This is a genomic window from Actinosynnema sp. (assembly GCF_052038725.1).
The window spans coordinates 1-7561 of record NZ_JBQGCX010000514.1; the positions used below are offsets into that span (position 1 = coordinate 1).

The following is a 7561-nucleotide window of genomic DNA, read 5'->3' on the forward strand; positions in this document are numbered from 1 at the left end:
GCCTCCGGTGATCATCTCCGAAGGTAGGCGGCGCCACCGCCCCGGCAGAAGGACTCCGGGGGCACCGGAGGGGCCGGTCCCGGTGCCCCGTCGGGCCCCTCAGCCCGTGGCCAGCACCAGCTTCCCGAACACCGCCCCGCCGCCCTCCAGCGCCCGGTGCGCGTCGGCCGCGCGCTCCAGCGGCAGCACCTCGTGCACCACCGGCCGCACCCGCCCGTCCGCGACCAGCGGCCACAGCCCCTCGCGCACCGCCGCCACGACCGCGCCCTTGCCGGTCCGCCCCTCCACCGGCCGGTGCCGCAGCCCCGTCGCGATCAGCGAGGCCCGCTTGCCCAGCATCTTCCCCAGGTCCAGCTCGCCCCTGGCCCCGCCCTGCATCCCGATCACCACGAGCCTGCCGTCCGGCGCGAGCACGTCCACGTTCCGCCCGAGGTACGACGCGCCCATGTTGTCCAGCACCACGTCCGCCGCGCCGACCACCTCGACGAAGTCCTGCTCCCGGTAGTCCACCAGCACGTCCGCGCCCAGCTCCGCGCACCGCGCCAGCCGCTCCGCCGACCCGGCGGTCACCGCGACCCGCGCCCCCAGCGCCTTCCCGACCTGGATCGCGTGCGTGCCGATCCCGCCCGCGCCGCCGTGCACCAGCAGCGTCTCCCCGGCCCGCAGCCCGGCCAGCACCACCACGTTCGACCACACCGTGCACGCCACCTCGGGCAGCGCCGCCGCCGTCACCAGGTCCACGCCCTCGGGCACCGGCAGCAGCTGCGCGGCGGGCACGACGACCCGCTCCGCGTACCCGCCGCCCGCCAGCAGCGCGCACACCTCGTCGCCCACCGACCAGCCCTCGACGCCCGGCCCCAGCGCGGCCACCACGCCGGAGCACTCCAGCCCCAGCACCTCGGACGCGCCGCGCGGCGGCGGGTAGTGCCCCTTGCGCTGGAGCAGGTCGGCCCGGTTCACGGCGGTGGCCGCCACGTCCAGCAGCACCTCGCCGGGGCCGGGTGCGGGGTCCCGCACCTCCGACCACTGGAGCACCTCGGGCCCACCGAACTCACTCAGGGTGATCGCACGCATGGAAATCAACGGTAATCCGATCTTCGACGAGGCACCATCCAGGCATGAACCCCTGGCCCTTCCACGACCTCGTCATCACCACGCCCCGGCTCGAACTGCGCCCGGACGACGACGCGGGCCTGCTCGAGCTCGCCGCCGAGGCGCAGCGGGGCGTCCACCCGCCGGAGTACATGCCGTTCGCCTTCCCGTGGACCGACGCGCCCGCCGACCGGCTGGCCACCAGCACCCTCCAGCACCACTGGCGGCTGCGCGCCGCGCTCACCCCGGACGACTGGTCGCTGAACTTCCTGGTGCGCCTGGACGGCCGGGTGATCGGCACGCAGACCGCGGAGGCCAAGGACTTCGCCGCCACCCGCGAGGTCATGACCGGCTCGTGGCTCGGCCTGCGGCACCAGGGAGCGGGCCTGGGCACGGAGATGCGCGCCGCCGTCCTCGCGTACGCCTTCGACCACCTGGGCGCGGTCCAGGCGCGCTCGGCCGCGTGGGAGGACAACGCGGCGTCGCTCGCCGTCAGCCGCAAGCTCGGCTACCGGCCCGACGGCACCAAGCGCGCCGTGCGCCGGGGCGAGGCGGTCACCGAGATCCGGCTCCTGGTGACCCGCGAGCAGTTCACCCGCCCGACGTGGAATCCCACGGTCGAGGGACACGCAGCGTGCGCAGAACTGCTCATCGCGTGAAGAAACCCCCGGCCGAAGGATTGCGGGCCCGCCACCGGGTTTAGGAGGGTGCCGCAATCCGAGTGAAGGGGACGACCCCATGTCAGCAAAGAACGGAGTCCGACGCGCGGTGGCCATCGCCGCGTCGGCTTCCCTCGCGCTGGTAGCCGTTCCGACCGCGACCGCCGCCCCGGCCGGTCCGGACGGCCCCGCACTGGCGAAGAAGCTCACGAGGGAGGTCGGGGTCGACGGCGTCAACCGGCACCTGATCGCCCTCCAGCGCATCGCCGACCGCAACGACGGCAACCGCGCCGTCGGCACCCCCGGCTACGACGCCAGCGTCGACTACGTCGTCGGCAAGCTGCGCGGCGCCGGGTACGAGGTGACCACGCCGCAGTTCACCTACCCCGTCCAGATCTACGACGCGGCCACGGCCGCGGTCGGCGGCGACGAGTACGAGGCGCTGGCGCTGGAGGAGTCGCCGCAGACGCCCGTCGGCGGCCTCACCGGCCCGCTGCGGGCCGTGCCCGAGGACGCCACCCCCGGCTGCGAGGCGGACGACTTCGCCGGGCAGGACTTCACCGGCGCGATCGCCCTGATCCGCCGAGGGGCCTGCACGTTCGACGTGAAGCACCGCAACGCCGCGGCGGCGGGCGCGGTCGCCGTGCTCGTCGCGAACAACGCCGACGGCCCGCTGTCCGGCGTCACCCTCGGCTCGCCGGGCGTCGTGCCCACCGGCGGGGTGAGCAAGGCGGACGGCGCCGCGCTGTTCGGCCGCGCCGGGCAGCAGGTGACCGTGGACCTGCGGTTCCACGAGGAGAACCGGGTCGCCCGCAACGTCATCGCCCAGACCAGGACCGGCCGCTCCGACAACGTCGTGATGGCGGGCGCGCACCTGGACAGCGTCGAGGAGGGGCCGGGCATCAACGACAACGGCACCGGCTCGGCCGGCCTGCTGGAGACCGCGCTCAAGCTCGGCGGCTCGCCCAAGGTGACCAACGCGGTGCGGTTCGCCTGGTGGGGCGCCGAGGAGCTGGGGCTGGTCGGGTCCACCGAGTACGTGCGGGCGCTGGACTTCGAGCAGCAGCTGGACATCGCGCTGTACCTGAACTTCGACATGATCGGCTCGCCGAACGCCGCGTACTTCGTCTACGACGGCGACGACTCGGACGGCGTCGGCGCGGGCCCCGGCCCGCACGGCTCCGCGCAGGTCGAGCAGGCGTTCACCGACTACCTGGCCGCCGCCAAGGGGGTCGAGGTGGAGGGCACCGACTTCGACGGGCGCTCGGACTACGGCGAGTTCATCGCCCAGGGCATCCCGGCGGGCGGCCTGTTCACCGGGGCCGAGGGGAAGAAGACCGACGACCAGGCCGCGAAGTGGGGCGGCGAGGCGGGGGCCGCGTTCGACCCGAATTACCACGGCCCCGGCGACACCCTGGCCAACCTCGACCGCACGGCGCTGGACCGCAACGCCGACGCGCTCGCCTGGGTGACCGCGAGCTACGCGATCAGCACCGAGGACGTGAACGGCGTCCCGCCGCGCGCCACCAGGTCGACCTTCCGCGCCGCGGCACAGGCCCGCGCCGCGGCGGTCCACCCGAGCCACGCGGACGTGGCCTAGCGGGAAGCGGAGGGGGCGCCCCGCGGGTGCGGTGGGGCGCCCCCCTCGTCGTTCTCCGCCCTCGGACCGGGTCGGCCCCGGTCGTCGTCGGCCCGGTCGTCGTCAGCCCAGGTCGTCGGTGTCGAACGTCCCGCACTGCGCCGGGTTCCCGCTCCGGTACCCGGCGGTGTACCACTTCTGCCGCTGCTCCGAGGAGCCGTGCGAGAACTGCGTGGTGTCCACCCGGCCGCCGCCCAGCTCCTTCTGGATGAAGTCGTCGCCGATCCGCGCGGCGGCGTCCAGGGCGGCGGCGATGTCCTGGTCCGTCACCCCGGTGATCAGCGGCTTGCCGGACGCGGCGGGCGTCGTGGTCGCGTGGTTGGCCCAGGCGCCCGCGTAGCAGTCCGCCTGGAGCTCCAGCCGCACCGAACCCGACTTCGGGCCCGTCTCCCTGCCGACCCGGCTGGACGTGCCCAGCAGGTTCTGCACGTGGTGCCCGTACTCGTGCGCCAGCACGTACGCCTCGACGAACGGACCGCCCGTGGCGCCGAACTTCGTCTTCAGCTCCTGGAAGAACGTCAGGTCGATGTACACCTGCGAGTCGGCCGGGCAGTAGAACGGGCCCGACGCCGAGCTCGCGCTGCCGCAGCCGTTCGTGCGCACGCCGCCGGAGAAGAAGTTGGTCTGCGCGGCCTTGTAGGACCGGCCGGACCGGGAGAACTGGTCGTTCCAGAACGCCTGGATCGAGTTGATGAACGCCACCGCGCGGCAGTCGTCCTCGCGGTTCGCGTCGGCGCCCGTGCGGCACTTCTGCGCCAGGGACTGCGACCCGACCTGCTGGTCCTGCCCCACGTCGCCGAACCCGGACCCCTGCGGCAGCGGGACGCCGCCGCCGATCTGGTTCAGCACCAGGTAGATGATCACGCCGACGATCCCGAGCCCGCCCCCGCCGAGGGCGACCCTTCCGCCGACGCCCCGCTGGTCGTTGACCTGCGAGGTGTCCAGTTCCGCGTCCTCGTTGAACTGCACGAGGTTCCTCCACAAGTCGCGTCCGCCACGGGCTGCGATCAACTTTAGCCCCGGACGCGCCAGGAGGTGGGCCCGATCCCCCGGGCCCACCTCCTGGTTGCTTCCACTACGGGAGTGACGTTCGCGTCCGGCGCGAGGTTGGCGTGGACCTCGGGCGGCGTCGTTCGAGACGGCGCCGGAGAGCACCGGGTCAACAGCGTCAAGCGCGTGGACTGCGCCCGATCCCTCCGCGGGACTGCGGGACGTCACTGAGAGGACATGTCAGCACCGCACCACCTAACCCTTCCGGAGTGCGAGCCGGATTCGTTCCGGCCGCCGTTCCTGGTTTCGAGGATGCGCCTGTTCCGGCCGTGATCGCAACCCGCCTGAACTGGTGAAACGACGACACACCGTCCGTGGTGGACGGTGGTCGCGGACGGTGAGCGGGCCGTGCGCGGCCCGCCCACCGCCCCACCCGACTACGGGGTGGTGGTGATGCGGTCCAGCGCCGGGGCGGACACGCTGGGGTGCGTGGCCAGGTAGCCGGAGAAGGCGTCCAGGTCGATGCCGCCACCGGTCACCGAGGTGCCCGCGGTGAACGCGCTGAAGCCGTCGCCGCCGCCCTGCAGGAAGCTGTTGATCGTGATCCGGTAGCTGGCGGCCGGGTCGACCGCCGCGCCGTTGATCGCCAGGTTCGAGACCTTGGCGCCCTGCGGCGCGGACGCCGACCAGGAGTAGGTCAGGCCCGCCGACGGCTGGAGCACGATCTGCCGCTGCGCGCCGTTCACGGTCTGCCACTGCTGCTCCAGCGCCGCCTTGAGCTGCGCGCCGGTCAGCGAGACGGTCTGCAGGATGTTGCCGAACGGCTGCACGGTGAACGCCTCGCCGTAGGTCACCACCCCGTCGCCCTCACCGGCGGGCGAGCCCGCGTAGGTCAGGTCGGCGCGCACGCCGCCGGGGTTCATCAGCGCGGCGACCGCGCCGTTGCCGGTGGTGGCGGCCAGCTGCGAGTCCGCGATCAGGTTGCCCAGCGCCGACTCACCCGCCGGGTTCTGCGCCCGCAGGATGTCGGACGCGATGGTGCCGACCTGCTTGTTCGCGATCGGGCCCGCCTTGGACTTGGCCTGGTCGATCACGGCCTGGATCTTCGGGTCCGGGGTGACGTCCTGGGTGACGACGTGGTTGCGCGCCCTGGTCTCCGAGCGGACGACGTCGCGGGTCCGCTTGTCGATCTTCAGGTCGACCACGGACAGCTCGCGGCCGAACGCCAGGCCCTCGATGAACGGGCGCGGGTTGCCCGCCGGGTCGGTGACCGTGCAGTTGTACTGCTGGTGGCTGTGGCCGGAGAAGACCGCGTCGATCTTCGGGCTGACCTTCTCCGCGATCAGCCGACCGGGCCCGCCCGCGACCGTGTTGCAGTCGTCGGGGCCGCCGCCGGTGGTGTTGTCGCCCTGGTGCACCAGCAGCACGATGGACTTGACGCCCAGCCAGTTCAGCAGGTCCGCGTACTTGTTCGCGGCGGCGATCTCGTCCCCGAACTTCAGGTCCTTGATGCCGTTCGGGTCGACCAGGATCGGCACGTCCTTCAGCGGCATCCCGATGAAGCCGATCGGCACGCCGTCGCGGAACTCGACCCAGAACGGCGGCAGCGCGGGCAGGCCCGACTTGGCCAGGGTCACGTTCGCGCCGAGGATCTTGAACTTCGCGCCGGTGTACGACGGGCTGAACTGGCAGCCGTCGACCGGGTGGCAGCCGCCGTGCTGCATCCGCAGCAGCTCGCGGTAGCCCTCGTCGAACTCGTGGTTGCCCGCCGCGGTCGCGTCCATGCCGACCTTGTTCAGGATCTCCACGGTCGGCTCGTCGTGGAACAGCGCCGACACCACGGGCGAGGCGCCGATCAGGTCGCCCTGCCCGACGATCACCGAGTTGCGCACCTCGGACTGGAGCTTCTTGATGTGCGTGGCGTTGAACGCGGCGCCACCGGCGTTGACGGTGGTCCCGTCGGACAGGGTCACCCGCCCGGAGGAGCCCGTGGGCGGCTCGATGTTGCCGTGCAGGTCGTTGATGCCTATCAACCGCACGTCCACCGTCTTGCCCGAGGCGCGGCTGTCCGCCTGCGCGGGCGTCGCCGGGGACTGCGCGAGCAGGACCGCGGCGCCGGCAACGGCGGTCGCCGCCAGCGCGGCGCTCCGTCTGAACCAGGTCATGTTGGGGACTCCTCAGGGGGGCGCGCTCCGGGTAGGGGAGGAGCGCGTTCGGCGTGGCAGTCTGCCGCGCGCGGGTGAAGGGCACCAGACATCCCGGAGGATCGTCCGTTAACGGAGATGTCGCGGCCGTGGCCGCGCGCGGCCTTAGCCTGTGCGGTGTGGGAGCTGAACCGCGGTGGTTGGACGAGGGCGAGATGCGCGCGTGGCGCAACTACGTGGTCGGGGCGGCGATGCTCTCGGACCGGCTGCACCGCGAGCTCCAGACCGACCACGACCTGTCGCTCGCGGACTACGAGGTCATGGTGCGGCTCTCCGAACAGCCGGGCGGCCGGATGCGGATGTCCCAGCTGGCGGAGGACGTCGCGTCGTCCAAGAGCCGGGTCTCGCACCAGGTCGCGCGGATGGAGAAGGAGGGCCTGGTCAGGCGCCGCGAGTGCCCCGAGGACGGCAGGGGCGTGTTCGCCGAGCTGACCGCCGACGGCGCGCGGGTCCTGCAGAACTCCGCCCCGACGCACGTGCGGGGCGTGCGCGAGCACATGGTGGACCTGCTCAGCCCGGAGGAGCAGGAGGTGCTGGCGAAGGTCTTCAGCCGGGTCATCACGCACCTGCGGGGGGTGGACGGGTAACCTCGTCGCGCAGGGAAGCGTGGCAGAGCGGCCTAATGCACCCGCCTTGAAAGCGGGAGACCTTCACGGGTCCGGGGGTTCAAATCCCTCCGCTTCCGCAAGTGGTCACAAAGTTCGCGCGGGGCCGTTCCCCTTTCGGGTGGAACGGCCCTTCGGCTTTTCCGGCGACCTCCGATCACACCGGAAACCGCGCACCGCCCCGCCCCCCCGCCGCAAGTGATCGTGAGATGGATCGCCGCCCCGCCACACCGCCGGGCACCCGGTGTTAGCGTCCGCGCACTATCCGCGACCAACGGGGAGCACGTGATGACGGTGTTCGAGGCGGTCGTCGTCGCACTCGCGGGGATGTTCGCGGGCGCCATCAACACCGTCGTGGGCTCCGGCACGCTC

6 protein-coding genes and 1 tRNA gene are annotated in these 7561 nt (G+C 72.6%); 4 read left to right on the forward strand and 3 right to left on the reverse strand.

Annotated elements, in window-relative coordinates:
• Positions 1 to 99: 99 nt before the first annotated feature.
• Entirely contained in the window at positions 100 to 1074 is a 975-nt protein-coding gene (locus tag ACTUAL_RS10230) for an NAD(P)H-quinone oxidoreductase (RefSeq protein ID WP_096491033.1), read from the reverse strand.
• Between the two features lie 44 nt (positions 1075 to 1118).
• Between ACTUAL_RS10230 and ACTUAL_RS10235 the strand changes: the two genes are divergently transcribed.
• Both ACTUAL_RS10235 and ACTUAL_RS10240 read left to right on the forward strand, forming a co-directional pair.
• On the forward strand, positions 1119 to 1751 hold the full coding sequence (locus ACTUAL_RS10235; RefSeq protein WP_096491034.1) for a GNAT family N-acetyltransferase: 633 nt from the start codon (positions 1119 to 1121) through the stop codon (positions 1749 to 1751).
• A 79-nt stretch (positions 1752 to 1830) separates the two neighbouring features.
• Positions 1831 to 3351, forward strand: coding sequence for a M28 family metallopeptidase (locus ACTUAL_RS10240; RefSeq protein WP_096491035.1), 1521 nt, complete (start codon positions 1831 to 1833; stop codon positions 3349 to 3351).
• A gap of 102 nt (positions 3352 to 3453) precedes the next feature.
• Here the strand turns inward: ACTUAL_RS10240 and ypfJ are convergent, their stop codons facing one another.
• Positions 3454 to 4359: a KPN_02809 family neutral zinc metallopeptidase gene (gene ypfJ, locus ACTUAL_RS10245; RefSeq protein ID WP_440900105.1), complete on the reverse strand. Its 906-nt coding sequence runs from the start codon at positions 4357 to 4359 to the stop codon at positions 3454 to 3456.
• A gap of 458 nt (positions 4360 to 4817) precedes the next feature.
• Complete coding sequence (locus ACTUAL_RS10250) at positions 4818 to 6545, reverse strand: bifunctional metallophosphatase/5'-nucleotidase (RefSeq protein WP_440900106.1); 1728 nt, start codon at positions 6543 to 6545, stop codon at positions 4818 to 4820.
• A 194-nt stretch (positions 6546 to 6739) separates the two neighbouring features.
• Here ACTUAL_RS10250 and ACTUAL_RS10255 point away from each other — a divergent pair, with 194 nt between their 5' ends.
• Together ACTUAL_RS10255 and ACTUAL_RS10260 are read left to right on the forward strand one after the other, a co-directional pair.
• Complete coding sequence (locus tag ACTUAL_RS10255; protein WP_096491038.1) at positions 6740 to 7171, forward strand: MarR family winged helix-turn-helix transcriptional regulator; 432 nt, start codon at positions 6740 to 6742, stop codon at positions 7169 to 7171.
• Positions 7172 to 7184: 13 nt separating this feature from the next.
• A tRNA-Ser gene (locus tag ACTUAL_RS10260) sits at positions 7185 to 7269 on the forward strand.
• Positions 7270 to 7561 lie beyond the last annotated feature (292 nt).

Excerpts from the sequence above, each read along its gene's own strand:
- ACTUAL_RS10240 (WP_096491035.1), top strand. The coding sequence starts at position 1,831 with ATGTCAGCAAAGAACGGAGTCCGACGCGCGGTGGCCATCGCCGCGTCG.
- ACTUAL_RS10235 (WP_096491034.1), top strand. The coding sequence starts at position 1,119 with ATGAACCCCTGGCCCTTCCACGACCTCGTCATCACCACGCCCCGGCTC.
- ACTUAL_RS10230 (WP_096491033.1), bottom strand. The coding sequence starts at position 1,074 with ATGCGTGCGATCACCCTGAGTGAGTTCGGTGGGCCCGAGGTGCTCCAG.
- ACTUAL_RS10250 (WP_440900106.1), bottom strand. The coding sequence starts at position 6,545 with ATGACCTGGTTCAGACGGAGCGCCGCGCTGGCGGCGACCGCCGTTGCC.
- ACTUAL_RS10255 (WP_096491038.1), top strand. The coding sequence starts at position 6,740 with ATGCGCGCGTGGCGCAACTACGTGGTCGGGGCGGCGATGCTCTCGGAC.